The sequence below is a fragment of the Acinetobacter sp. YH12045 genome, assembly GCF_013419925.1.
GTDB classification, from domain to species: Bacteria; Pseudomonadota; Gammaproteobacteria; order Pseudomonadales; family Moraxellaceae; genus Acinetobacter; species Acinetobacter amyesii.
The window spans coordinates 207,511-233,844 of sequence record NZ_VOZE01000005.1 but is presented as its reverse complement, the minus strand read 5'-3'; the positions used below and the strand labels follow the sequence as shown (position 1 = coordinate 233,844).

At 42.7% G+C, this 26,334-nt stretch carries 24 protein-coding genes; 9 read left to right on the top strand and 15 right to left on the bottom strand.

Features of this window, described 5'->3' with window-relative positions:
- The first annotated feature begins 96 nt into the window (after positions 1–96).
- The gene (locus FTU02_RS09145; protein WP_180156824.1) at positions 97–522 is read left to right on the top strand and encodes a VOC family protein; all 426 of its coding nucleotides are present in this window, start codon (positions 97–99) and stop codon (positions 520–522) included.
- Here FTU02_RS09145 and FTU02_RS09140 read toward each other — a convergent pair.
- Both FTU02_RS09140 and FTU02_RS09135 read right to left on the bottom strand, forming a co-directional pair.
- Positions 519–1,778 carry a dicarboxylate/amino acid:cation symporter gene (locus FTU02_RS09140; RefSeq protein ID WP_180156822.1) on the bottom strand — a complete coding sequence of 420 codons (1,260 nt, stop codon included), beginning with the start codon at positions 1,776–1,778 and terminating at the stop codon, positions 519–521. The genes FTU02_RS09145 and FTU02_RS09140 overlap by 4 nt on opposite strands.
- 248 nt (positions 1,779–2,026) lie before the next feature.
- Positions 2,027–2,899, bottom strand: a complete 873-nt coding sequence (locus tag FTU02_RS09135; protein WP_180010518.1) for an acyl-CoA thioesterase II — start codon at positions 2,897–2,899, stop codon at positions 2,027–2,029.
- Between the two features lie 287 nt (positions 2,900–3,186).
- On the opposite strand from FTU02_RS09135, the gene plsB reads away from it, so the two are divergent.
- A complete protein-coding gene (gene plsB, locus FTU02_RS09130; RefSeq protein WP_180156820.1) occupies positions 3,187–5,760 on the top strand; it encodes a glycerol-3-phosphate 1-O-acyltransferase PlsB in 2,574 nt (857 codons plus the stop codon).
- A gap of 113 nt (positions 5,761–5,873) precedes the next feature.
- Here the strand turns inward: plsB and FTU02_RS09125 are convergent, their stop codons facing one another.
- Positions 5,874–6,440, bottom strand: a complete 567-nt coding sequence (locus FTU02_RS09125) for a methyltransferase domain-containing protein (RefSeq protein ID WP_180156818.1) — start codon at positions 6,438–6,440, stop codon at positions 5,874–5,876.
- Positions 6,441–6,591: 151 nt separating this feature from the next.
- Positions 6,592–7,371, bottom strand: a complete 780-nt coding sequence (locus tag FTU02_RS09120; protein WP_180156816.1) for an NAD-dependent epimerase/dehydratase family protein — start codon at positions 7,369–7,371, stop codon at positions 6,592–6,594.
- 59 nt (positions 7,372–7,430) lie between these two features.
- On the opposite strand from FTU02_RS09120, the gene recG reads away from it, so the two are divergent.
- Together recG and FTU02_RS09110 are read left to right on the top strand one after the other, a co-directional pair.
- A complete protein-coding gene (gene recG / locus FTU02_RS09115) occupies positions 7,431–9,476 on the top strand; it encodes an ATP-dependent DNA helicase RecG (RefSeq protein ID WP_180156814.1) in 2,046 nt (681 codons plus the stop codon).
- A gap of 139 nt (positions 9,477–9,615) precedes the next feature.
- Positions 9,616–10,248 carry a ComF family protein gene (locus FTU02_RS09110; protein ID WP_180156812.1) on the top strand — a complete coding sequence of 211 codons (633 nt, stop codon included), beginning with the start codon at positions 9,616–9,618 and terminating at the stop codon, positions 10,246–10,248.
- Between the two features lie 43 nt (positions 10,249–10,291).
- Here the strand turns inward: FTU02_RS09110 and FTU02_RS09105 are convergent, their stop codons facing one another.
- A complete protein-coding gene (locus tag FTU02_RS09105) occupies positions 10,292–10,699 on the bottom strand; it encodes an NUDIX domain-containing protein (protein WP_180156810.1) in 408 nt (135 codons plus the stop codon).
- Positions 10,696–11,304 carry a TIGR00730 family Rossman fold protein gene (locus FTU02_RS09100; RefSeq protein ID WP_180024338.1) on the bottom strand — a complete coding sequence of 203 codons (609 nt, stop codon included), beginning with the start codon at positions 11,302–11,304 and terminating at the stop codon, positions 10,696–10,698. The genes FTU02_RS09105 and FTU02_RS09100 overlap by 4 nt, the downstream gene beginning before the upstream one ends.
- 155 nt (positions 11,305–11,459) lie before the next feature.
- Here FTU02_RS09100 and FTU02_RS09095 point away from each other — a divergent pair, with 155 nt between their 5' ends.
- Positions 11,460–12,473 (top strand): CorA family divalent cation transporter, encoded by a 1,014-nt coding sequence (locus tag FTU02_RS09095; protein ID WP_078189297.1) that lies wholly within the window; start codon positions 11,460–11,462, stop codon positions 12,471–12,473.
- A 78-nt stretch (positions 12,474–12,551) separates the two neighbouring features.
- On the opposite strand, the gene FTU02_RS09090 is transcribed toward FTU02_RS09095, so the two are convergent.
- The 8 genes from FTU02_RS09090 to dxs all read right to left on the bottom strand — a co-directional run bounded on the left by FTU02_RS09090 (position 12,552) and on the right by dxs (position 21,308).
- Positions 12,552–12,812, bottom strand: coding sequence for a lipid asymmetry maintenance protein MlaB (locus tag FTU02_RS09090; RefSeq protein WP_218945760.1), 261 nt, complete (start codon positions 12,810–12,812; stop codon positions 12,552–12,554).
- Positions 12,813–12,851: 39 nt separating this feature from the next.
- Entirely contained in the window at positions 12,852–13,487 is a 636-nt protein-coding gene (locus FTU02_RS09085; protein ID WP_078189299.1) for a phospholipid-binding protein MlaC, read from the bottom strand.
- Between the two features lie 17 nt (positions 13,488–13,504).
- The gene (locus FTU02_RS09080) at positions 13,505–14,185 is read right to left on the bottom strand and encodes an outer membrane lipid asymmetry maintenance protein MlaD (protein WP_180156808.1); all 681 of its coding nucleotides are present in this window, start codon (positions 14,183–14,185) and stop codon (positions 13,505–13,507) included.
- Positions 14,185–14,964 (bottom strand): lipid asymmetry maintenance ABC transporter permease subunit MlaE, encoded by a 780-nt coding sequence (gene mlaE, locus FTU02_RS09075; RefSeq protein WP_078189301.1) that lies wholly within the window; start codon positions 14,962–14,964, stop codon positions 14,185–14,187. Before mlaE ends, FTU02_RS09080 begins: the two co-directional genes overlap by 1 nt.
- Positions 14,961–15,779 carry an ABC transporter ATP-binding protein gene (locus tag FTU02_RS09070; protein ID WP_111885426.1) on the bottom strand — a complete coding sequence of 273 codons (819 nt, stop codon included), beginning with the start codon at positions 15,777–15,779 and terminating at the stop codon, positions 14,961–14,963. Before FTU02_RS09070 ends, mlaE begins: the two co-directional genes overlap by 4 nt.
- A gap of 407 nt (positions 15,780–16,186) precedes the next feature.
- A complete protein-coding gene (locus FTU02_RS09065) occupies positions 16,187–17,998 on the bottom strand; it encodes a DEAD/DEAH box helicase (RefSeq protein WP_180156806.1) in 1,812 nt (603 codons plus the stop codon).
- 456 nt (positions 17,999–18,454) lie between these two features.
- On the bottom strand, positions 18,455–19,285 hold the full coding sequence (locus FTU02_RS09060; protein WP_078189303.1) for an inositol monophosphatase family protein: 831 nt from the start codon (positions 19,283–19,285) through the stop codon (positions 18,455–18,457).
- Positions 19,286–19,397: 112 nt separating this feature from the next.
- Entirely contained in the window at positions 19,398–21,308 is a 1,911-nt protein-coding gene (gene dxs / locus FTU02_RS09055) for a 1-deoxy-D-xylulose-5-phosphate synthase (RefSeq protein WP_180156804.1), read from the bottom strand.
- A gap of 311 nt (positions 21,309–21,619) precedes the next feature.
- Between dxs and ribA the strand changes: the two genes are divergently transcribed.
- Positions 21,620–22,222, top strand: coding sequence for a GTP cyclohydrolase II (gene ribA, locus FTU02_RS09050; RefSeq protein ID WP_168379100.1), 603 nt, complete (start codon positions 21,620–21,622; stop codon positions 22,220–22,222).
- A 95-nt stretch (positions 22,223–22,317) separates the two neighbouring features.
- Here ribA and hemN read toward each other — a convergent pair whose 3' ends face one another.
- Positions 22,318–23,691: an oxygen-independent coproporphyrinogen III oxidase gene (gene hemN, locus FTU02_RS09045; protein ID WP_180156802.1), complete on the bottom strand. Its 1,374-nt coding sequence runs from the start codon at positions 23,689–23,691 to the stop codon at positions 22,318–22,320.
- A gap of 277 nt (positions 23,692–23,968) precedes the next feature.
- Between hemN and hemF the strand changes: the two genes are divergently transcribed.
- The 3 genes from hemF (at position 23,969) to aroE (ending at position 26,254) form a co-directional block, all read left to right on the top strand.
- Positions 23,969–24,910 (top strand): oxygen-dependent coproporphyrinogen oxidase, encoded by a 942-nt coding sequence (gene hemF / locus FTU02_RS09040; RefSeq protein ID WP_180156801.1) that lies wholly within the window; start codon positions 23,969–23,971, stop codon positions 24,908–24,910.
- Between the two features lie 231 nt (positions 24,911–25,141).
- Positions 25,142–25,363 (top strand): hypothetical protein, encoded by a 222-nt coding sequence (locus FTU02_RS09035; RefSeq protein WP_078189308.1) that lies wholly within the window; start codon positions 25,142–25,144, stop codon positions 25,361–25,363.
- Positions 25,364–25,465: 102 nt separating this feature from the next.
- Entirely contained in the window at positions 25,466–26,254 is a 789-nt protein-coding gene (gene aroE, locus FTU02_RS09030; protein WP_180156799.1) for a shikimate dehydrogenase, read from the top strand.
- The last annotated feature ends 80 nt before the right edge of the window (positions 26,255–26,334 follow it).

Here is a 26,334-nt window from a genome sequence, read left to right as displayed (position 1 = left end):
TTAAAGTACAGTTCTTCCGAACTCCCTATTCTCTTTAAAATGCATTTATATTCAGCCTCATCCTAAAATAAAAATACATCGTTCAGGAGCATCTCCATGCACGCTCACATCTCCGTCATTACACTGGCCGTGAATGATTTACATGCTGCATTTGCGTTTTATCAGGAGGGTTTAGGTCTAAATAGCGCAGGGATTATTGGGACTAAATTTGAACATGGCGCTGTGGCATTTTTTGATTTACAACACGGTTTAAAGCTTGCACTCTGGCCGCAAGATAGCCTTAGTCATGACACCGGAATCAGTACATCAGCGGTTTGTCCAACTCAAATGTCTCTCGGACATAACTTCAACAGTCCTGCAGCCGTCGATCAAATCATGCAACAAGCCCAACGCGCTGGTGCAAAGACAATTAAGCCCGCACAGCCCACGTTTTACGGTGGTTATGCAGGCTATTTTCAAGACTTAGATGGGCATCTATGGGAGATCATCTACAACCCACATTTTAGCTCTTTATCTGCTTAATTCGACAACGCTGGTTCATCTACATCTCGCGTATGACGATCAACCACCACGCTAATCATCATATCACCCTGTACATTCACCACAGTCCGTACCGTATCTAAGAGTCGATCTATCGGCAGTAAAATCGCAATCGCTTCTGCAGGGAGTCCGACTGATTGTAAAACCATAATCATCGTCACCATTCCAGCGCTTGGAATACCCGGTGCGCCGAGTGACGCAATCATGGCGGTTGCACAGACAATTAACTGCTGCCCCAAGGTTAAATCTAAACCCATCAAGTTGGCAATAAATAATGCCGCGGCAGCTTCATATAGCGCTGTACCATCCATATTCAACTGCGTGCCCAATGGAATTACAAAGCCTGCCGTTTGAGGACGTACACCTAAATTTTCCTGCGCACATTTCATCGACAGTGGCATCGTTGCTGAACTTGAACTGGTTGCAAAAGCAGTGATTAAGGCAGCTCGTGTTCCTCTAAAAAATGTCAGAGGACTCATTTTGCCAAAGACCCAAAGCAACAGAGGTAACACCACTGCACCATGGAAAATCGTGGTCCCTGTGACTACGGCAGCAAACTCCGCGAGGCGACTCAACACCGAAATATCTTCTGTAGCAATCAATTTAGCCAATAATGCGAAAATACCAATCGGTGCAAGCTTCATCACCCAGCCAATGATCATCATCATGATGTCAAAAAATTGCTGACTGAGCTTTCTCACGCTTCGGAACTTTTCACCGCCTTTGACCAAGGCCACACCGAGAAATAGTGAAAACACCACGACAGCGAGTACATTGCCATCACTAAAGGCTTTAAACGGATTGATCAGTGTATTTTGAATAAAATTGGTAAAGAATGAACCTGCTGTGAGGGTGTCAGGACTCTGATGCTGTTGCATTACATCTTGGAACATGACGATGTCCACGCCCTGCCCAACTTTAAAAATATGCGCACATGCTAGACCCAAGATCAGTGCCAAAGTCGTGGTGGTGACACAGCACGCTAAGGTAATTTTCCACGTTCGACTCAGCTGACCACCCGCTTGTAAATTCGATACCCCCACCACAATCGAACTAAAGATCAGCGGAACCAAGATCATTTTCAGCAAGCCAATAAAAATACTACTGGCAATCCCCAAGCCATACAGGCTGGCGGATAAAAACTGCGTCTCTGGAAACTGAATTAATAAAAACCCAAATGCCACACCCAATATTGCGGCAATTAAAATCTGCGTATTTAAGCTCATTGTGCCTTGCATTAATCATCCTTTATTCAGGCACTATGCCATGCGACCCACCGGGAATCGAGGAATTTTTTGTCACATGTACTGCTACAATTCTGCAAAGCATGAATTCAGCTCCATTCAACTTGTACAGTACCCCTAACTAGATAACTCCATTCCGCAAGTAGCTTCATATCAAAAATTGACGGATATAAAAAACCGAATCAGAAGATTCGGTTTTTTGAGTATTTAACATGCACGACTTAACACATAGTGCTCAAAGCTTATTGGGTTTCAATTTCACGTAAACGAATCAAGCCTTCTTGTGTCGTACTACAGACCAACTCACCGTTTTGCCACATGCGACCAAAATTTAGACCACGTGAACTGGCACTGACGGTGGCATCCATGTCATAAAGCATCCATTCATCTACACGGAATGGCTTATGGAAATACATGGCATGATCAATACTCGCACACTGTAAACTTGGTGATAAATAACTTAAACCATGTGGACGTAGTGCAGTCGTCATCAATGTAAAGTCTGAATAGAATGCTGCAATGGCCTGATGTAAAGAGATGTCATCAACATCGGCAGCAATCGTGTCATGGGTACGAATATAGTGTGCATACGATGGCGCAGCAGGCTGCGGTTGGTACGGGTTTTGTGGATCAATCGGGCGAATTTCTACGTGACGGTCGCGCATAAAAGACGCACGGACGTTTTCAGGGACAAACTCCACCATCATTCGTTTCAGCTCTGCTTCAGATTTTAAATCTTCGACGGCTGGATATTCTGGCTCTGCAACTTGGTAGTTCAACCCGTCTTCTTGCTCTGCAAATGACACCATACACATAAAAATGGTTTTACCATGTTGAATCGCACGAACCTGACGACTCACAAAACTGCGTCCATCGCGAATACGATCCACTTCATAAATGATTGGTGCATTGATATCACCGCCAAATAAGAAATAGGCATGTAAAGAATGAGCAGGTCGATCTGTCGTATAAGATGCCGCACGTAGCGCCTGACCTAAAACCTGTCCGCCAAAGACACGTTTCCCGACCAAATTTCGGCTTTGCCCACGAAAAATATTTTCTTCTAATTTTTCAAGGCTGAGTAAATCAACCAACTCTTGTGTTAAGGCATTCATAACAAACCTATCTATCATTCGGGATTAAGCTAACGCAGGCAACATCAACAGATGTTTAAATATATTTTCCATTTTGCCATAAATCCAGACTAAAACCCTAAAGATTCGCTGACTGATCTGTCACCTTGCTGATGCAATATAACTGCTAAAAATACGTTTTTTAACGATAAAATCTTACAATATCTATGCAATTTGTCAGAAAATGACATACAGTTTTTAAGTACAATTACGCAGAATAGATTCCTCTCAGAATCTCTGTGGTTTGGTCATGAAAAGTAGGAGTTTGTATGTCCAAGAGCGGCTTTGGTCAGATGTATCGAAAGCTTTCGAGTAAACTGCTTGACCTTGTGGTAACACCGCATGTTTTAGGTGAAGTCCCTGTAGAACCTGTAGTGACTGAAACCGATACAAATACCGGCGTACAGACAACGAAAATTACCTGCTACGTTCTGCAAAATCATTCACGGAGTAATGCTTTAATTGTCGATGGTGAAACCCGTCGTTTAAAGCTACACCCTGCACTCGACCCAATGACTGTGGGTACGCAAACAGAAAAAGCATCTGTGGTGTTTTTACAACATCATGATGAAGACAACTTACTCAATCCACCGCCACATGCATTTCCACCTCGTTTATTACGTTTAATTGAGGTTTTGGAAAAAAATCCTGATGCGGATGTTGAGCTCGTTCCTGTAACCGTGCTGTGGGGTCGTGAACCCGATAAAGAAGATTCTTGGTTTAAATTATTATTTACCGATACATGGTCTACACCAAGCAAAGTGAAGCAGTTGGTGAATATTGGTTTGCACGGTCGTCAATCGTACCTCGAATTCCATGAGCCACAGTCTTTGCGTCGTTTGGTTGAATATGCCAAAACTACACATCCAAACTTGTCACCTGCGACTTATATTGTCAGCACACTGAATGATTATTTAGATGCACAGCGTGAAGTAGTTTTGGGGCCGGATTTATCTGACCGTCGTAATGTGATGCACGGCCTGATCAAATCTACGGATGTGCAAGATGCGATTCGTCGTGAAAGCATTCGCAGTAAAATCAGCATGGTTGAAGCTGAACGTCGTGCGATTGGTTATTTAAATGAAATCGTTTCTGACTATTCTGCATCAACAGTACGTTTTGCTGACTTAGCCCTGACTCGCCTATGGACACAGCTTTATGATGGCGTCGAAGTACATAACTTCAGTACCGTTCGTGAACTAGCCAAAGACTACGAGATCATTTACACCCCATGTCATCGTAGCCATATCGACTATTTATTATTGTCTTATGTGATCTATAAACGTGGCTTGATGGTGCCGTACATTGCTGCGGGCGATAACTTAAACATGCCATTTGTCGGGCAAATTTTACGTGGCGGCGGCGCGTTCTTTATTCGTCGTTCATTCCGTGGCAATGGTCTCTACACCACCGTATTTAAAGAATACCTCTACAGTATTTTGGCGCGTAATACGCCGCTTGAATACTTCATCGAAGGGGGTCGTTCACGTACTGGTCGTTTATTACCACCGAAGACCGGCATGCTCGCCATGACTGTCCATGGTCATTTACGTAATCCAGCCAAACCGATCGTGTTCTTACCGACCTATATTGGTTATGAGCGTTTAATGGAAGGTGCGACCTACGTTGGCGAAATGAATGGTAAGCCGAAAGAGGGCGAATCGATCATCGGGATTATGAAAACTCTGCGTAAGATCGAACGTATTTTCGGTAAAGTGCATTTGAACTTTGGTGAGCCGGTTTTCCTTGATGATATGTTGAAACAGCATAATGCAAGCAACATCAAAATCGAGAAAAATGACGACCCAATTCCGCCAGAAGTTTCGGATGCCATTAACAGTTCTGCACACGTGATTTTAGAAAATATTAACCGTGCAGCAGTGGTGAACCCAGTTTCATTGCTTTCACTGATTTTATTGGCAACATCTAAACATACTTTAGATGAAGAGATTTGCATTAAGCAGTTAGATACCTATCGCGATCTTTTAAATGCCTTACCTTACGATGAACGCATGCAAGTGACACCGCTATCGGGTAAAGAAATCATTGCTTATGGCTTGAAACTCAAGCTGATTAAACGTGTTAATCATGTCCTTGGCGATATTATTGCCATTGCTGATAATCAAGCGGTGCTGTTAACCTACTTCCGTAACAACATCCTGCACGCATTTATTTTGCCATCACTCATTGCCGCTTTAGTTGAACATAATGGTTCTATTCGCCGTGGTGATTTGATTAATGTCATTCGTACACTGTATCCGTTCTTAAAAGCTGAGTTATTCCTCAAATGGAATGATGAAGAGCTTAAAGATCAGATCTGTGCGTATGCAGAAGTACTGATCAAAGCCAAGCTAATTTCTGAAGATGCTGAAGGCAACCTGATCTCCCCTGCGCCTAACTCAGAGCAGCACAATCAGTTAGTGGTCTTGGCTGCACCCGTGATGCAAAGTCTAGAGCGTTACTACATGACTTTGGCTTTAATCACACAACGTGGTTCGGGTAATATCTCGACGCGTCAGGTTGAAGAACTCAGCCACTTGGTTGGTCAACGTCTGTCTGTGTTGTATGAATTTAACTCGCCTGAGTTCTTTGATAAGGCCTTATTCCAAAGCTTTATTAAAGTCTTAACCCAACAAGGTTATATCAGCACCAATGAAAACAATGCCATTGTGTTTGATGAAAATTTCCAAAATGTTGCGCAATATGCCAACCTCGTTTTGGATGATGTGACACTCCAAATGTTGCAACACATTACGACCTTTAGTGATGAAGAATTAAAAGAAGCACTAGATAAAGTGGCTGCGGAACAAGCCAAAAAACGCTTGAAACGTAAGAAGAAATAAACCGTTCTGATTTTTTCGCCATAAAAGCGGAAGAAGATGAGCAAAATCAGGGACAAGTTGTAAAAAGCTTGTCTCTTTTTTTTGGACTATACAAAAGTATTTAATATTTTTTTTTAAATTAAGGTATGTACATTCCAAAATTTTGGAGTTCCATTGGCTAGCGGTTTATTGCCTTTAAATTCATTGATATAAATAATATCAAAGTCCGCATCAAACAATTGTTTAAGTTCTTCCTGTTCAAAACCTATAAATTTTTCAGAAAAATTATTTACCCAATCATCATCTTTCCCTAACAGTTGTATGAGTAAGATGCCTTGCTCACTTAAGGATTCCTTCATTTTCTTTAAAACACTTTCAAGCGAATCCGTAGAACAAAAAAATAAACTGAATAAAGCAATAATTAAACTAGCTTTAGGAAAGCTATAGTCTTCAAAGGCCTGATTAGAAAATAAAAAATTCTTATTGTCTTTAAATTTACTTAGACAGATATTTTTAGTGTCAACAGATGGATCAAATGCATATACTTTAAAATGATGACGGAGTAGAAATGATGATTCATTTCCTGCACCACAACCACAATCAATCGCGATCTTTGGTAAATTCTCAAAATAACTCAAAGCTTTTTCCAAAATCGGTCTATGGGGTAAATTCTGAGTAAGTTCAGCAAATGATTTTGTCATTATTTAAATTTTATCCTTTGAGATCCATTCGAAAATTTGAACAATACATGTTGTAAAAGACCTATCTTATTCATTTATAGAATTTCTTTTAATACTCACAAAGCTGCACTGAATTTTATACGTCACGACAATTTTACACTGCACATCACAATCAATCGTGCGCTAACTTAAAACCACTCTTCGTCATCCGCGTTGCATAAATCTTTTTCCCTGTTTCTGCTTCGCTCTCTAAAACCAATTCGGGTAAATGCATAGCTCTTTGCAAATCCAAGATTCGCTCATGCAAAGGTTGAGGTTGGTTATTAGTACAAATATATGATTTTTCAGGATGTTCCACGTGGAGTAGATGACACAGAAAATTTGCCAAATCTTCGATATGTATTCGATTGGACCAATGGATATTGGGATAGCGATTAGTCGTTTCTGCTAGTTTACGCATTCGCGCTGTCGATGTGCCATAAATCCCAGATGGACGTACGATCACGCATTCAGTAGGAAATGCTTGTGAGTAGCGATGCTCCATTTCGCGTAACAACATCCCCTGCTCATCGATCGGTTGTGGCACAGTGTCATCATCAATGCGCTCCCCCGCATGCTCACCATAGACACGAGTGGACGACACCACGATTAAACGTTGTATTGGATGACTTGCTAATGCTTGAACAATCGGCTGTACAGAATCGACATAAGTGTATCGATAAGCATCCACAGCATTGAATTGAGCATGACGTGCAGGAGCCAAAAGAACATAGACAGCATCAATCGGTTGAACCTGCGATAAATCCAGTTGGTGAACATCTTGGATTAAATGTTCTGCAAAATCATCCTCTTTCGCACTACGACTCACTGTGGTAATTTGGTGACCTTGCTGAAATAATTGTTTAGCAACACGTTGCGATGTTTTACCATAACCGATAAATAGAATATGCATCAAACGACCTATTCTCAGAACTGATCCATTTAGATCATATAAACCGAAGTTGAGGGGACATGGCTGCCGTCCATCAATTGCAAGGGGTTGGCAATGCCGCCGCTGCTTTACTTGAAAAACTAAATATTTTCACGACAGATGATCTTTTGTTTCATCTGCCACGCGACTATGAAGATCGTAGCACGATCATCCCCATGAACCAATTGACCGTGGGTCGAAGTTATTTACTGGAAGGTACAGTCAAAAGTATCGACTTCCCACCCGGTAAGCGTAAATCGATGGCCGCCCTACTGGATGACGACTATGGCAAAGTTACTTTACGTTTTTACCATATCTACAAAGGCATTACTGATCGGGTAAAACCGGGCAATCGTTTACGGATTTTTGGTGAAGTCCGTGTTGGTGCTCGTGGCTTAGAAATGTATCATCCTGAACTACAGGTGATTACTGAACACACGCCTTTACCACAAACCCAACTCACTGCGATTTACCCCGCAACCGAAGGCTTAACGCAGTCCAAACTGCGTGAATATGTCAAACAAGCACTACAGTTATATAGTGATGACTTACCTGAATTATTGCCGGAAAAATTCACCAATGGCTATGCCCTAAAACAAGCACTGGACTATATTCATCACCCCCCTGTCGATGCCAATATGTTGCAACTCAGCCAAGGTTCTCATCCTGCACAGCAACGTTTAATTTTCGAAGAATTGGTTGCCCATCAGGTCAGTTTGCTCAGCCGCCGTGCTTATATTCAACAAATCGAAGCACCGTCATTCTCTGCAAGTAAGAACTTCACCAAACAACTTTTAAGTACGCTGCCATTTGAAATGACCGGCGCACAAAAACGCGTGTCCAAAGAAATTGCGGTCGATCTGAAAAAGAACAAACCTATGCTGCGACTCGTACAAGGTGATGTAGGTGCAGGTAAAACCCTAGTCGCAGGCGTTGCAGCCTGTCATGCGCTCGAGGAAGGTTGGCAAGTGGCCATGATGGCGCCGACAGAAATTTTGGCCGAACAGCATTATCTAAATTTCAAAAAATGGTTTGAGCCTATGGGTCTGACCGTGTCTTGGCTTTCAGGCAAGCAAAAAGGTAAAGCTCGAGCTGCTGCAGAACAAAGTATTCAAGATGGTTCCGCCAATTTAGTGGTCGGCACACATGCTTTATTTCAAGACAATGTACAATTTGCCAAATTGGGTTTAGTGATTATTGATGAACAACACCGTTTTGGCGTCGATCAGCGTTTGGCGCTACGAAACAAAGGTCTCAATGGCATGACACCGCATCAACTGGTGATGACGGCAACCCCTATTCCTCGTACCTTGGCGATGTCGGCTTATGGCGATTTAGATACCTCCGTCATTGATGAACTGCCACCCGGTCGTACACCGATTCAAACAGTCACTATTCCACTTGACCGTCGTGAAGAAGTGCTACAGCGGATTGCCAGCAATTGTGCTGAAGGTAAACAAGCCTATTGGGTCTGTACCTTAGTTGAACAATCAGAAACTTTAGATGCTCAGGCCGCTGAAGCGACTTTTAATGAAATTAAAGAACGCTTTCCAGACCTCAATATTGGTCTGGTTCATGGCAAAATGAAGGCCGATGAAAAACAAGCAGTGATGCAGCAATTTAAAAATAATGAATTGCAATTACTGATTGCAACCACAGTGATTGAAGTTGGTGTTGACGTCCCGAATGCCTCAATCATGGTGATTGAAAATGCAGAACGCTTAGGGCTTTCACAACTACATCAGCTACGTGGTCGTGTAGGACGTGGTGCCAAAGCCAGTTTCTGTGCCTTGCTGTATAAAAATCCCTTGTCGCAAAATGGGCAAGAGCGTTTACGCATCATGCGCGAGACAAATGACGGCTTTATTATTGCTGAAAAAGATTTGGAAATTCGCGGTCCCGGCGAGCTCCTCGGCACTAAACAAACAGGCGATATGGGCTTTCGTGTAGCAAAATTAGAGCGAGATGATCATTTACTCAATCAGGCACACTATGTGGCTCAACAAGTCCTAAATGATTATCCTGCACAGGCTCAAGCGCTTTTAAAACGATGGCTGCCTCAAGCACCCCGTTATGCCTATGTATAATTAGGATGATGGTTCGATCATCCTAAAATACAGATTGGCTTTAACGAATAAGCTTGTCGAACAGGTTTCTGTGGTGTCGTGATTGCACTTCACCACAAACTGTGCAAAATACACAAAAAAGAATGATTAGAATAAAAATATGCTCCAATCTATCCAACACTTCATCCAAAAAGGGATGCAGAGCTTTTCCCCTTGCCTACTCTGTAGTATCGATCGACAACAACATCATTCGCTTTGTATTGACTGCTGGGAACAACTGCCTTGGTTTAAACAAATGGTTAATCGCCATGAACACAGCATCTCTTGTGCCTTTCACTATGATTTTCCAATAGATCGCATCATCCAAAGCTATAAGTATGAGCAACAATTGCAGTATCAAAATTTACTGGCACAGAGCCTTTTAAGCATGCGCTTAGCTAGAGTTCAGGCCATCGTGCCGATGCCTATTTCAGTAGAACGCCTCAAAGACCGTGGGTACAACCAAATGCTGCTTGTTGCACAGGTGATGGCAAAGCAATTGCGCATCCCCGTTTGGCAACCGGTGATTCGTCAAGCACAGCACGCTCAAAAAGGTTTAAGTCGGCTAGAACGCCTAGAAAATATCGAACAGCAATTTATTATCGACCCAACCGAAAAACGCCGTTTCCGTAAAGTCCTCATCATCGATGATGTGGTGACCACGGGAAGTTCAATCCATGCATTAAGCAAGCTGTTACATCAGCTACATTGCACGCAGGTATATGCCGCATGCATTGCTGCGGCACAGCCTTAGTTTCAAACATCAACCTCTAAAGAAAATGAACACGCGAAGCGGTTTAGCTTTCAGCAAGAGATCGCGCCTGCTGCTTCACCCAAGGAATCACCACCTCACGTGTTAAAGGTGCAAGTTTTGTTTGTGTATCATCCAAGCTGACCCATTGCATCGCTGCAATTTCCGCATCAATTTTCGGTTCACCTTGCAACTGGACCAGATAGACATAACTCACCAATAGATGATCGGGTTCGTTCGCAGCAGCCGTTTCAAAACGACCAATGAATTGCTCAATCTGCGCAGCGCAGCCAATTTCTTCCTGAATTTCACGCAGCATGGTGATTTCAGGAGCTTCATTGGGTTCTAATTTTCCACCTACTTGCATAAAGAATGCCGTGTGTTTTTTACGAACCACTAAAAGTTCATGCTGTTCATTTAAAATAATGGCTGCGGCAACAGTGATAATTTTCATCTATCTTGTTCCAAATCGGCGATAAAGGCTGTACGTTCAACCATGCCCCATTTCGGCTCTGGCGCAGTGAAATGTTGAAACTGCTCAACAATCGTTTCAATATTATCTTCTGCAATTAAGCCTTCGATAAAACGCGGATGGGTAAAGCCTTTTTCTGCGGTAGTTTTCAGAAAATTCAATAAATCGTCATAAAAACCATCTACATTGAGAAAGGCACATGGCTTTAAATGAATGCCCAATTGAGCCCACGTCCACTGCTCAAAAATTTCCTCTAAAGTCCCTGCTCCACCTGGAATCGCCACAAAACCATCCGAGAGTTCAGACATTTTAGTTTTCCGTTGTTGCATATTTTCTACCACATGCAATTCGGTTAAATCTGGATGTGCCAATTCTTTATCGACCAGGACTTTTGGAATCACCCCAATGACTTGCCCGCCTGCACGCAAAGCACTATCTGCCACAACCCCCATCAAACCTGAACGACCACCACCATAGACTAATGTAATACCTTGGGCCGCTAAATGACGACCGACTTTTTCAGCCACCTGTAAATAGGCAGGATTGTTACCAAGGGCAGAACCACAGAAAATTGCGATAGATTTCATTTATAATCACCATCAGATCAGGAACGCTATGCTGGAAAAATCAACTTTAAACAGATTTTTTCATAAATTAAGCATTAGAACAGTGTTTTTCAGCAAATCCTTGTCTAAAATACACCCATTCATTTTTAACTTACTGCGTAAGGGGAAAAGACAACATGCTTGAAGCCTTTTACGCCACAGAGCGCGGTAGCTTAGAAGATGTCACCATCAATGGTGACTTCGATTTACATCAGGATTTAGTCTGGCTCGATCTCATTGCCCCGTCTCAGGAAGAGCAGCAATGGATTATGGATGCCTATGATCAAAATTTACCTACATTAAAATCATTAGAAGATATTTCGTCGAGTGCACGATTCTACCGTGATGACGATGGTATTTTGCACATCAGCACCTATTTTTTAACGAAAAATAAAAATTTTCAGGTCGATGGCGAACCCGAAGAAAATGCCAGCACCTTAGCTACCGTGCAGACAGTTGCCTTTATTTTGCATAAAGAGCGCTTATTCACTTTACGGGGTGAAAAGCTGGTGGCTTTCCGTGCCTTTCGTGCCCGTGCGCGTCGTAATGACTATGAAATTGACTATAAAGATCCAACTTGGATTTTATTGGGTCTTTTAGAAGCCAAACTCGATGAGCTTGCGGATATCTTGGAAGATATCCACAAGGACTTAGAAAAGTATTCCACAGAAGTGCTGAATAACCGTCATCGTGAGATGATTTTAGACTTAGATGACATGATTACCCGACTTGCGCATTTAGAAGATATGCTCGGGAAAGCACAGCTGTGTCTGATCGATTTACGTCGCGTTCTCACCTTCCTGTCACGTCCTCGCGCCTTGGGCAGTCATATTTATGATGCCGACATCCGAGAACTCAGTGAAGACGTTCGCTCTCTTGTTGAGCATGATGCCTTTTTGTTCCAAAAGGTTCGATTCTTACTGGATACCACCTCTGGGTTCATTAACACCGAACAGAATGATACGATTCGTCGATTCTCGATTTTACCAAGTATGCTTGCGCCACCGATGTTAGTGGCTAGCGTCTATGGGATGAACACCGATGTACTGCCCTTCGCGCATGGTACAACCAGTTTTATCGTGGTCAGCTTAATCATCGTGGCATTCTTTATTGGCCCATTGATGTATTTCCGCTGGAAGAAATGGATTTGATCCTTGCCTATTGCGTAGACTTGCGAGAGTTTCTTGTCCCGCTAAAATAAAAAAAGCACCTTATGGTGCTTTTTTTATTTAGATCAATTGCAAGTCATGCTCAAGATGACAGGCTTGAATAATCTTCATCATTTTTTCAGGGACTGCTTTAAACTGCAAACCTTGCGCTTTTGGCGTTTGACGTAACCAACGAACCAAAACAGCTAAAGCTAAAGTACTGCCATGCTCAAGCTCAGCAAGATTGACCACTAAGGGAAAAGCTTGCTGTTGTTGAATCAATTTCAAGCCGTCTTGATAATACAATTCGGCATTGTTGTAATCGATTTTGCCTGAAACCATCAATTCTTGTTGATGAAGTTTAATCACACATCACCTATCTTATTTTTTCTTGTCCAATGCTGCATCAGCATCAGGTTTGAAGTTCGCAATTGCTTTATCAATGTTACCGCCATTACGTTTTACAGTTGCCGCAAACTGATTACGGAATTGTAAACCTAGGTCAATACCCGAAACGTTGATATTACGGATTTTCCATTGTGAACCTTTATCCGCCAACTGGAAAGAGACTGGAATTTTTTCACCGTTGTTATGGAAATCAATCGTTACAACAGGGTTCTTACTGTTCGATGCTTTATATGGACGCATGCTATACGTTTGGTTACTAAACTTGGCAAAAGCTGAACCATAGTTTTCGATCAGTGTTGCACGGAAGTTACGTTCAAACTGCGCACGTTGAGCCGCTGAGCTGTATTGATTCGTTGCATACGTACCCATCACGATACGTGTGAACGCTTGTGAATCGATATACGGGTCTAAGTTTTGACGAACAATCGTTTTCACAGCCGCAGGGTTATTTTGTAGTTTTGCGTGGTCTGCTTTTAAACGTGTAATGAGGCCATCAGCCACTTTTTTTACAAATGCAGGTGGTGCTTCGCTTGGAGCAGCAAAAGCTGTACCTGCCATCATAGTTGATAAGATACTTGCTGTAAGCGTATGTTTTAACAATGTGTTCACTTAATTTCTCCTAAAAATTATTCAACAAATGCAGGTTCGTCTGCCGTTGTTGTGTCAGCAGCTTCTGTTTTTTGTTCAGCCTCTGCTGTGTTGTCAGATTTGTTCCCTGCACCACCGGTCACAAATTTAGACACCAAATCTTCGATTTCCATCGTACCTTGGGTATTACCAATTTGGTCACCACGTTTTAAGAAGTTGACACCACCACCCGGTACAATTTTCAAATATTTCTCGCCCAATAAACCATTGGTTGCCACCATAATGTAAGCATCTTCATCGATATTGGTGATGGATTTCATGTTAGCAATCAGTTGCTGTTCCATTTCTTTTTGTTTCGCAGGTGTCGCTGCTTCATAGTCTGATGTGTAACGCAGTTCTTCGAGTGCATTCTTTTGCACTTCTTTTAATTGTTCTGCATTGTAAGAGGTTAATGAGCCATCCATAATGAGATGTGCTGTCACTAAACGCGTCACAGGATCGAGTTTCAACGATTCCACTTGACCAACTTTAACACCGCTTAAGGTGACTTTGGCACGGGGTTTAATCCCGTTTACATTTTCAAATGTCGCGGTCAATTCATAACTGTCTTCGATGTTATTGCCGACCAAACCACTCACACGCATCGCCAAGAAGAAAATAGCGATAGCAAACAGAATGACAAAAAAACCGACGGCCAGTTCACTCGTACGTGATTTCATTAAATACCTCCGAACATGACCGCAGTCAACACGAAATCTGAACCTAAAACACACAACGAAGAATACACGACAGTACGTGTGGTCGACGTTGCAATACCTTCTGAAGTTGGGACACAGGCATAACCCTGATAGACCGCAATCCAAGTACAAATTAATGCAAAAACAAAACTTTTGATGATGGTGCCATTAAAGACGTCTTTAAAGAATTGCACACTGTTCTCGATGCCACTCCAATAAGAGCCTTCATCTGCACCCAGAAAATCAACACCCACCAATTTACCGCCCATGATGCCGACCGCAGCGAAAATCACCGACAACATTGGCAAGCTAAAAATACCAGCCCAAAGTCGAGGCGAGATCACTCGTTTTAATGGATCGACCCCGATCATTTCCATACTCGACAACTGCTCAGTGGCTTTCATCAAACCAATTTCAGCCGTCAAAGCAGAGCCTGCACGACCTGCAAAGAGTAAAGCCGCCACCACAGGTGCAAGTTCACGCAGTAAAGTCAGTGCAACGGCGGTACCGAGCATCGCTTCACTACCAAAGGTCGACAGAATGCTATACATTTGCAAACCCAGTACCGAGCCAATAAATAAGCCAGATACCACAATAATCAGTAATGAGAGCACACCAACACGGTACATCTGATAAATAAACAATTTCACGCCAAGTAAAGTCGGCATGGAAAAAAGAATCTGCAGCAACATAATGGTTGCTACGCCGATTCCTCGAACACGTTCAATGACGCGTCTACCTAATGCGGCAATAGCATTCATGAACGAACCTCATGATTTAAATAGGGCTGATGACTGAATTGATAATCGACTGGACCTTCTACCGAACCCGTCAAGAACTGCTTCACAAACGGCGAGGCATGTGCTTTTAACTGCTCAGGTGTTCCCTCGCCCTGCACTTTCCCTTCAGCCACCACATAGATGTAATCTGCAATTGATAATGTTTCAGCCACATCATGCGAGACAATAATCGTGGTTAAATCTAAAGCTTCACGTAGCGAACGAATCAAGCGGGTTAAAACCCCCATCACAATCGGGTCTTGCCCTGCAAAAGGTTCGTCATACATGATTAACTCAGGATCCAGTGCAATTGCACGGGCCAAAGCCACACGACGATTCATACCACCCGATAGTTCAGAGGGCATCATTTGTTCCGCGCCACGTAAACCAACAGACTCTAATTTCAACGCAACAATTTCAGCGATCAAATGCTCTGGCAACTTGGTATGGGCACGAATTGGAAAGGCTACGTTTTCATATACCGACATATCGGTAAATAATGCACCGCTCTGAAACAACATCCCCATACGCGCACGCGCAGCGAAGAGCTCCTGACGTGACATCTGTGCAATGTCCTGCCCATCAAGCAACACTTCTCCATTATCGGGAGTCAATTGACCACCAATTAAACGGAGTAAAGTCGTTTTACCTGTACCAGATGGACCCATAATTGCAGTGATCTGACCACGACGAATTTTTAAACTGACATTGTCATAAATGACGCGCTCTCCTCGCTTAAAACTCAGGTTTTTCACTTCGATCAGTGCCTGAGTCTGAGAAGACGTTTGATTATTCATAGCTGAGGATTTTCCTGCATTTTTTTCAGCATGCATACTATAAAGGATTGAAGTTTAAAATGTTACCATTGCATGAGCGCATATCCCTGCATTCCGTCAGGTAAATTGTTTTTTATTATTAATGCGATTTTATAGAGGGTGTTTTCAACCCAATAGAAGAATTTAGTTAAAATAATTGTATATATAGTAAACGATATTACACAATAAGAGTGTCAAACCGATATAAGGCATAAGTACCTCGATCATCACTGTACGCATATTTGCCAACGCGTTTCCATTCATATTAATTATCATTAAACACATAAAGTTTGATCAAGTATACATTTTTCTGATTAAAAAGCTAATTTAAATCCATAAAAAAAACCGGTGTTTCCACCGGTTTTTTCGATATTTCTTTCGAAATTCAATTAGTCATTGAATTTACGACGTGGACGGTCTTCACCGAAAGTGCGTTCGCCACGTGGTTTATCATCACCGAAACGTTTTGGACGGTCATCGCCGAAACGTTTTGGACGATCTTCACCAAATGAACGTTGAGGACGGTCACCGTTGAATTCACGACGTGGACGATCTTCACCAAATGAACGTTTTGGACGATCGCCATAACCTTCACGAGCTGGTTTGTAGTCTACACGGTTACCACGGTTGTCATCGTTAGAACGACGGTCAAAACCACCTTCACGACGTGGACGATCGCTGTTAAATTCGCGACGTGGACGATCTTCAAAACCGCCTTCACGACGTGGACGATCTTTGTTAAATTCACGACGTGGACGATCTTCGAAACCGCCTTCACGACGTGGACGATCGTTGTTAAATTCGCGACGTGGACGATCTTCGAAACCACCTTCACGACGTGGACGATCGTTGTTGTATTCGCGACGTGGACGATCTTCGCCACCGAATGAACGACGTTCGCCATCACGGTTGCCTTCACGACGTTTGAAGTTTGATTCACCTTCAAAACGACGACCGCCACCGAAACCACCACGACCACCGCGACCACCATCACGACGACCACGACCGCCATCACGGCTACCGCGTGCAGGAGGTGGAGATGGCTCAAGACCTTCAATTTCAGACACATTTAAACGTGCATCTAAGAAGTCTTCTAAAGCACGGATTTTACCGCGTTCACGGTAAGTCGCTAAAGTAATCGCGTTACCAGTACGGCCCGCACGACCTGTACGACCGATACGGTGTACATAGTCTTCGTTCTTCATTGGAAGACCGAAGTTAATTACGTGAGAAATAGTTGGTACGTCTAGACCACGTGCAGCAACGTCAGTCGCAACTAAGATTTTTGCACGACCTTCACGAATGCTGCGTAAACGACGGTTACGTACAGTTTGTGGCATTGCACCGTGAAGAGCGACAACTGAGTGACCTGCTTCTGCAAGTTCTTCAGCCAACATATCTGTATCTTCTTGAGTAGATGCGAATACAACTGCTTGATCTACAGACTCATCAGATAACCAGTGAGTCAAAAGTTTTTTCTTGTGTTCGAAACCGTCAGTCCAATGAAGAGTCTGAGTAATGTCAGTATTTGTAGAGTGACCAGTTTCAATCGCAATACGCTGTGGATCATTCATCATGCGTTCTGCAAGTGTAATGATACGCGGCGCAAATGTTGCAGAGAACATTAATGTTTGTTTACGGTTAGCAGCCAAGTCGCTGATCGCTTCTAGGTCTTCAGAGAAACCTAAGTCAAGCATACGGTCAGCTTCGTCAACGATTAACGCATCAACGTTGTCTAGTTTAATTTGACGACGGTTAACCAAGTCAAGTAAACGACCTGGAGTCGCTACGACAACTTGTGCACCTTTAAGCTGTTGAATTTGTTTACCGAAAGGCATACCACCCATAATTGCAGCAATACGAACACCTTTCATATGACGTACTAAAGCAATTGCGTCTTGGCTCACCTGTTGAGCCAATTCACGTGTAGGGCAAAGTACAAGAATAGACGGTGCAGTTACCGCTTTCATGCGCTCTTTGAAAGACATCAAAGTGTCTTGACCAGCCAAAGCATTCACAGTTGGGAGTAAGAATGCAGCAGTTTTACCAGAACCAGTTTGGCTTGATACAAGAAGGTCTTTACCTTCTAATGCAGCTGGAATTGATTGTTCTTGCACTGGAGTCGGAGTAGTAAAACCTAGACCTTGTAATGCTAGTTGTAACGACTCATGTAAAGGAAAATCAGCAAAAGTTTTGCTCATAGAGTATTTCACCCCAAAAATGGGTGCTCCATTAAAAATATAAATTCAGATGGACATCGGCAAAAAGCGGCACAGCAAAAGACGCTGAAAATATAGAATCAGCGGCGATCCGAGAACGACGATGTGTATAACGCACACATGATTACAGCCGCAACCTGAAGGAATCGCTTAGCGATTGGGTGGGGCGCGAAATATCGTCCTCTCTTTGGACCGGAACGCGCATACACAATGATAGAAGAGAATGTTCAGGTAATGAACGAAATTTAGTGCGTGCGGGGATTATAGCAGAAAGTTTTTAAATGTCACCTGTTTTAGTCAACTTCAGAATATTTTTTGTAAGAAGCTTTAAATTATAGGTGTTTAAGCCTTTATTTTTGACCAATTAGACAAAATAAAGCCCTCATAAAGAGGGCTTTATTTCATTATTCTGTCAATAAACTCGAACTAAGTGTTCTATTATTTAGCAGCTTCACCCCAAGCTGGAACAACAGCTTGCATAAGTGGTTTAAGCATTTTCATAGAACATGCAAGTACTTGACCATTGTCCATTGAGTCGTTACCACCACGAGCATCAACCACAGTACCACCCGCTTCTTTTACAATAAGTTCACCCGCAGCGATGTCCCATGGTTTCAAACCAAGTTCGAAATAACCATCGAAACGACCTGCAGCAACATATGCTAGATCAAGAGCAGCAGAACCTGAACGACGGTATTGAGCACCGGCTTCAGTCACATTTAACAATGAGTTGAAATGGTTTTTCGCATAAGAAACCACTTCGCCATTACGAATTTTACGATACGCATGACCCACTGAAAGGAAAGTGTTTTCTAAGCTGTCTTTTACATTTACACGAATACGGCGTTGGTTCATCATCGCACCGCGACCACGGCTTGCAGAGAACAACTCATCTTTCACAGGGTCATAAATAACACCGTGCTGAGTTACACCTTTATGTTGAACTGCGATAGAGATGCAGAAATGTGGAACACCATTAACGAAGTTTAATGTGCCATCAAGTGGGTCGATGATCCAACACCAATCAGCGTCATGACCTTTACCTTCTTGAAGACCAAACTCTTCGCCTAGGAAACTGTGATTTTTATAGCTTTTACGTAGGGTATCGATAGTCAATTGTTCCAAATAACGGTCTACACGCGTTACTGGACCATCAATTCCTTTTTCTTCGACTTGTAGATCGAGTTTATGACGATTTTGATGCGCTTTTAAAAGCTCTTGACCAACTAATTGAGCCGCACGCGCAGCCATAACCACCATAGGTTCCATTGAACACCCACTACAAATTTGAAGATACTGATAAAGAATAATGCATAAAAGCCCTTATATCTTATCAAATATAAGGGCTTTTAGGGAAAAATTGTTTCTAAAAATTAGAAATTCAGCAAACTACAGTTGACTTATGTTTTATCCAGCTTTGTGTCACAGAAGTGATAATGCCTTCAGCATCTAGTCCAGCTTGTTGTAGCATTTGAGCATGTGTCGCCTGATGCATAAATTCATCTGACAAACCTAAATTCAGCATCGGTTTAACAATACTAGCCTGCGCTAAATATTCATTTACCGCACTACCCGCACCCGCCATCACTGCATGCTCTTCAACTGTCACAAATAGTTGCGTGCTTGCCGCGATTTGATCGATCAACTGTGTATCTAATGGTTTTACAAAACGCATATTTAGCACACGAACTGCAACATCCAGTTTTTCAGCCAATACTTCAGCCGCCTCAACCGCTGCCTGAACACGGCTACCAAATGCTAAAATCGAAATTGTTGCATCTTGCTGAACATTGAAGTTTGCAAGAACTTCACCACGGCCAATTTCAAGCTCGGTCATCTCTTGCTGAATCTCAACACCTAGTCCATTACCTCGTGGGTAACGTACTGCCGCTGGGCCTTTATACAAATAAGCCGTATGCAACATTTGACGACATTCATTTTCGTCTTTCGGCGCCATGATCACCATGTTCGGCACGGTACGCATAAAGGCATAATCATATGCACCGGCATGCGTTGGGCCATCTTCACCAACCAAACCTGCACGGTCGATACCAAATGTCACATCGAGATTTTGCAAAGCGACGTCATGAATCAGTTGGTCATAACCACGTTGTAAAAAGGTTGAATAGATTGCAACAACCGGTTTTACCCCTTCACAGGCCATACCCGCAGCCAAAGTCACCGCATGTTGTTCTGCAATGGCAACATCAAAAAAACGCTCAGGGAACTGCTTTGCAAATTGCACCATGCCTGAGCCTTCACACATCGCAGGAGTAATCGCTAATAAACGATCATCCTGTACAGCTTCATCACATAACCACTGACCAAAAACATCTGAATATTTCGGTGCAGTTGCCACAGCAGCAGGTGCATTCAGTTTACTGATGGCATGGTATTTAATTTGATCTGCTTCGGCAGGTGCAAAGCCTTTACCTTTTTTGGTATAGACATGGACTAAACGTGGGCCTTTGCGTTTTTTTAAGGCTTCAAACACGTGGGTTAATTGTTCAACATCGTGCCCATCAAAAGGACCAAAGTAGTCAAAGCCAATGGCTTTAAATAGGTTGTCTGCAGCATCGGTCGCAGCACAATGTAGGCGTGAGTTATACGCCCATTCAGGATGAGGTTGAATATAGGCTTCGCCATTTTCAGAAATATTCACCGATTGACCACTTTCCCAAATCGCAGCCAAATGCTTAGCAAAACCACCAGTACTGCATGAGATCGACATATCGTTGTCGTTCAATACCACCATGAGGTCAGCATTGTGTGCCACCGCATCGTTCATGGCTTCAAAAGCCATACCCGCTGTCATCGCGCCATCACCCACGATTGCAACCACATGACAGGGATCTTGCTTGAAGCGACGTGCCAATGACATCCCAAGACCAGCAGAAATCGCTGTTGATGAATGGCCTACACCAAAGGTGTCAAATTCAGATTCTTCACGGGCAGGAAACGCAGCCAAACCATCTTTGGCACGAATCGTCACTAATTGTTCACGACGACCAGTTAAGGCTTTATGCGGATAAGCTTGATGACCCACATCCCAAATCAGACGATCACGTGGTGTATCAAAACAGTAATGCAATGCCACGGTTAATTCGATCACCCCAAGATTGGCACCAAAATGCCCACCACTTTGTCCGGCCGCATACAAAATAAATTGACGTAACTCATCCGCCACTTGCTCTAATTGGCTGCGCTCGAGTAAACGAAGTTGTTGAGGATGGTTAATCGTATCCAGCAACGGTGTTACAGGGCGTTGAAATGGTATTTCTTTATACAGCATAATGTGGCAAAGCCTTCTAAAGCCTGGCAAATTCCTAAGCTCGGTCTAAATGGGTAACTCGATCATATCGTCGAATTGTATCACCTTACAATCAGCCAAACTTGTAGCGATGTAATTTTTAGCAATGATCTCGTTGGGGAGATTTTGAATGAGTCAGATTATCCTGAATAATCTTCCTATTTATCAACTATTATCGTTCGCTTTATACAAAAAAGAAAATGTTCTGCATAAATTCGTCGTTGCAATTCTACCAATGTCCAAGCATTACGCTATACTTTAGCCAATTTATAATCGAATAAACGGGTTAAGCAGTGCCTATAGAATTTGTCGCAACGTCAAGATTACCGACCGCTTTTGGTGAATTCAATATTACGGTTTTTCAGGATCCTGAAACCGGTGAAGAACACGTCGCACTCTCTAAAGGACTAGAACAAGCTCCCACTGAACCTGTTTTAGTTCGTATCCACTCCGAATGCCTCACCGGTGATGCCTTCGCTTCACTCAAATGTGACTGCGGCCCACAGCTTCAAGCCACCCAAAAATTAATTAATGAAGCAGGTCAAGGGGTGATTTTATATTTACGCCAAGAAGGTCGTGGTATTGGCTTGACCAATAAAATCCGTGCTTATGCCCTACAAGACCAAGGCCATGACACAGTCGATGCCAATTTATTATTGGATCTTCCTGCCGATGCACGTCGTTATGATATGTGCCCTATCATGTTGAATCATCTCAACATTACGGCTGTGCGTCTCATTACCAATAACCCGTTAAAAATTGAAGCGCTCCAAGAGCAAGGCGTGAATGTCGTTGATCGTGTTCCGCTGACTGTGGGTTTAAATCCATTCAACGAACAATATTTAAAAACCAAACATGATCGTATGTCGCATATGTATCAAAAGGACGATTTTTAAAAATCCTTTAAATTCTCCATAAATTAATCCCTCCAAACCTCCCTTTACAAAAGGGAGGCTTCCCCCCTCTTTATTAAAGAGGGGTTAGGGGAGATTCAAATCGTCATCGAAAAAATACGATTTTCCGGCACACGGCGTTTTAACCTTAAGTCAAAAGCCATGCAGATATTACGTACAAAAGGTTTGCCTTTTTCGGTAATTTGGATGCTCTGATCACCCAACTCTAATAATCCATCCGCCTGCATTTCTGTTAATTGTGCAACCACTTCATCAATTTCTGGAAATTGCATGTCTGTATTTGCCCACGAAGTATGGAATGTACACATCAAATTCAGAATATGTTTACGGATAATCAAGTCTTCTTCAGTCAGCACATGACCTCGATAAACAGGAATTTGGTTTTGCTCTAAACGTGAATAATAGTCTTCAATTTTCTTTTCATTTTGTGCAAAGCTGTACCAACTATCACTGATCGAAGATAAGCCGAGACCAATCATCAGTTGGGTTTTCGATGCGGTATAGCCCATAAAATTACGGTGCAAACTGCCCTGCTGAAAAGCTTGATACATCGGATCTTGGGTTAATGCAAAATGATCCATCCCAATTTCATGATAGCCTTGCGCCAGTAGCTGTTTTTTACCTTCTTCATAGCATTGACGCTTTAAATCATCTTTCGGGACATCGGCATCTTTAAAACCACGCTGACCATTGCCCTTAATCCACGGCACATGTGCATAGCTATAAAAGGCTAGGCGATCTGGCATCAAACGATTGGTCTGTTCAATGGTATGCAACACGTCGTTTAAATCCTGAAATGGCAAACCAAAAACCAAGTCATGCGAAATAGAGGTATAGCCAATATCACGTGCCCACTGTGTCACTTGTTCAACATGTGCAAAGGGCTGAATACGGTGGATGGCTTTTTGCACCTTCTCATTATAATCCTGCACTCCATAACTTACGCGTCGAAAACCAACATCATACAAAGCTTGTAAATGCTCACGTGTGGTATTGTTCGGATGCCCTTCAAAGCTAAATTCATACGCATCGGCAATATCAGCATGCACTAGAATGCCTTGAATCAACTGGGTGAGATGCTCAGGAGAAAAGAAAGTAGGCGTTCCCCCGCCCAAATGAATTTCTTTAATTATTGGCCGATCGACCAAGAGCTGACAATATAAGTCCCATTCTTTCAGCACCGCCTGAATATAAGGCTGCTCCATCTCATGCTTTTTCGTGACTTTTTTATGGCAACCACAAAACGTACATAAGCTTTCACAAAATGGTAGATGGATGTACAGACTGATGCCTTCACTGTGATTGGTCTCATCAAATGAACGCTTCAATCCCTGTTTCCACTGTTGCAATGAAAACTCAGCTTCCTCCCAATACGGTACGGTTGGATAACTGGTATAGCGTGGACCTGGTACATTGTATTTTTGAATTAAAGAACTCGCCTGCTGAGACATCGATGCACCATTTCAATCAATGAGATTCAATTTAAATCTACCTGATGATTATTGTGCTGAGCTTCAGATGTGAATTCAACCTAGCAAATTTGTCGGAATAGGCCCAATTTCAGCCGGAGCAATTGTTGCTAACTTTGCATGATCTTTTTATTTAATCACTAGATTTCCAGATTTAAAGCAAAGATCCGATGCTGAGTATCGGGAAAAATGCCTTAAGTTTTCACGTAATTTATGCTTTGATGACACTTATCTTTAAATTATTTTAATAAAGGTCACCATGCAGAATCCAACTTCAGCCGATATTCAACGTGTAGATAAATTCCTTCGCCATTTACAGGCACGGATTTGTGCCGCATTGGAACAGCAAGAACGTGCTGGTGGCGGAAGTGCCGAATTTGCGATCGATGACTGGGAACGCCCTGAAGGTGGTGGTGGTCGCTCACGTGTTCTTCAAAATGGAAAGGTGATTGAAAAAGGCGGTGTGATGTTCTCGCACATCAACATTTCAAAATTACCCGCCTCTGCGACTGAACGCCATCCCGCTATTGCAGGTGCAAAAGCGCAAGCCATGGGCGTGTCGTTGGTAATTCACCCGAAAAACCCCAACGTCCCAACCTCACATGCCAATGTGCGTTTATTTGTCGCCGAAAAAGAAGGACAAGATCCGATTTGGTGGTTTGGCGGTGGTTTTGACCTCACTCCATTTTATCCAAATGATGAAGATGTCTTGTCTTGGCATCAAACTGCCCATGATCTTTGTGCCCCATTTAGCGATACACTCTATGATGAACATAAGAAATGGTGTGATGACTATTTCTATCTCAAACACCGTGATGAACAACGTGGTGTGGGTGGTTTATTCTTTGATGATCTCAACCAATGGGACTTTGAAACCTGTTTCAAATATATGCAGGCCGTGGGTAATGGTTATTTAGAGGCAATTTTACCGATCTTCCAAAGAAACCAAGACAAAGCCTATACCGAAGCACAACGAGACTTCCAACTTTACCGTCGTGGTCGTTACGTTGAATATAACCTAGTGTATGACCGTGGCACCTTATTTGGTTTACAAACTGGTGGGCGTATTGAATCCATTTTAGTAAGTATGCCACCTTTGGCGGGCTGGTCGTATCGTCCTGAATGGGAAGAAAATTCTCCAGAGAAAAAGCTCACCAACTTTTATTTAAAACCGCATGATTGGCTTAATATATTGAAATAAAATAGATAGACATGTATTTGCCTCTGTCCATCAGGGGCTTTTCATTGCCTTTTAATTAAAGTATTTATATTTCTAGGTAATATCTTGATGCATAAATAAATTTTTTAAGCATTTACTTTGTAATCATATTGCTTAACAATGACACATCTTTTAAACAGCTTTACGCTATGTCATTGCACAATGTGTCAATAAACTCATGGCTGTAATTTTCTTGTACGGAGTACAACGCACATGACACATCAAACACTCAATAAAAAAGCAGTCAGTCTTACTGCCTTGGTGTTTTGGAGCTTTGCTGTTGTGCTGATCAGCGCTATCAGTACCAATATTTTTTCCGAAACGTCTTTGAATGATAATTTGGCTATTGGCTTCATGGTGGTTGCTTTGATTGGTTTAGTCATCAGTGCTGCGAGCATCTTGATTCAAAGCGTCTTAGATATTTGTAATCCTTAATTTTCCGCCTTTATTTCACGATTTTAAGACTGCCCGAACTTTAGCCATCTTCGGTTTTGGCGTATATTGTCTGCTCTTTCACATCTACATGGACGCTGTGCAATGAGCAAACAATTTGCCGTGATTGGCAACCCGATTGAACAATCACGCTCACCTGAACTTCATCATGCCTTCGCTGAAAAAACAGGCCTCGACATTCAGTACAGCAAACGACTTGCGCCACTCGATGGTTTTCAGCACAGTGTCGAATCCTTCTTTGCCGAAGGTGGCATCGGTATGAATGTCACTGTTCCATTTAAAGAACAAGCCTATGCACAATGTGCCGTCCTTACTGAACGTGCCAAAATTGCAGGTGCGGTCAATACATTATGGATGCAAGATGGCACACTCCATGGTGATAATACCGATGGACAAGGCCTAGTCGATGCCATCCGTGCCTTAGATTGGAATTTAGAACAGAGCGATATTTTAATTATTGGTGCAGGTGGTGCGACACGTGGCGTGATTTATCCACTGGTACAAGCTGGGGCCAAAAAAATCGTGATTGCCAACCGTACTTTAGCGCGTGCTGAACAATTGGTCGCTGACTTAAAAACTGCTGTCCCCAATGCCGAACTTGCAGCCATTGCCCTCGCCGAATTAGCAGGTCAATTTGATCTGGTGATTAATGCCACATCGGCAAGCTTAACGGGTGATCCGCTAATTTTGCCTGAAGCATTACAATTCACCCACGCATATGAAATGGCCTATGGCAAACCATCGACATTTTTGGATCAAGCCAAAGCACGCCATGTTCCAACCTCAGAAGGTTTTGGCATGTTGGTTGGTCAAGCAATCGAATCTTTTTCCATTTGGAATGGCATTAAACCTGATCTAAAAGACTTTCTATAATTCAAAATGATTTGCTCAATTCACTTTCTGAGCAGGCTAAACACCTAAAAAAAGAACCTCAATTGAGGTTCTTTTTTTGA